The 899-nt window shown below is 63.6% G+C and carries 1 protein-coding gene; it reads right to left on the reverse strand.

The window, feature by feature from the left end; translation table 11 throughout:
• Positions 1-899 (reverse strand): LTA synthase family protein (locus tag EOA36_RS36250; protein WP_145969543.1); only part of this gene is annotated, 899 nt, incomplete at both ends.

Here is an 899-nt window from a genome sequence, read left to right on the forward strand (position 1 = left end):
GGATGCCAGCGGTCCGCGCTTTTCCATGGGCGGCAGCGTTTCTTCCGATTTGAAGTCGTTGAAGCCGACATCGGCATAGACGGCGCCGCGATTCCAGAACCAGTTGGTGCCTGGATGGATGGCGCGTGCCCTATAGCCTTCGCTCTTCAGGAAGGTCGCCATCGACGGCGTCGGGGTGCGTACATATTGCTGGTAGGGGATGCTGCCGGCCGGCAGGAAGGCGTTCGAGAACCCGGTCAGCGCTTCGAATTCGATATTGGCGGTCATGCCGCCGAATTCGGGCGAGAACATCGAGCCCGAGCGGAGCGACCGCACATTGGGGATCGGATCGGGCGTGATGGTGACGCCGGGCAGCTTGGTCGAATCCCAGAAGGATTCGCTCATGACGATGATGATGTCTGGCTTCTGGGCCGGCACCGAGGCGCTCACATCGGGCCTGTCGATCGCCGCGATTGCCTTGTCGGAATAGCCCGGCGGGGCAGAGACGTGCGCCATCGGCACGTTGAGCGCGAAGGCGAGCGCAAAGCCGTTGGAGGCGTAGTTTTCCTTCTGGTCCCACATGATCGGGATGATCTGCAGCCGGTCCCTGGTCCACGAGAAGGTGGCGTAGTCCATGATTGAGACGAAGAAGGCGAGCAGCGGCACCGCCAGCGTCAGCCGGGCGAGGCGGCCCTTGTGGCTGAGGGCTGGAACCTTGCGGCGCCAAAGACGCCAGCCGTAGACGAGCAGGGACAGGCCGACCACGATGCCCGCGACCATGGCGAGCGCGGTCATTGGCCGCTCGCGCACCAGCAGCGGCAACAGCGCGAAGATCTGTCGGGCGTAAAGGAAGTCCGTCGGATAGAGCGGGTCGCCGAGATAATGCGACTTCTGGTGGCCGACAAAGGCCAGCGATAGGG

The sequence above is a fragment of the Mesorhizobium sp. M8A.F.Ca.ET.021.01.1.1 genome (assembly GCF_003998025.1).
In the GTDB taxonomy this organism is placed as follows: domain Bacteria; phylum Pseudomonadota; class Alphaproteobacteria; order Rhizobiales; family Rhizobiaceae; genus Mesorhizobium.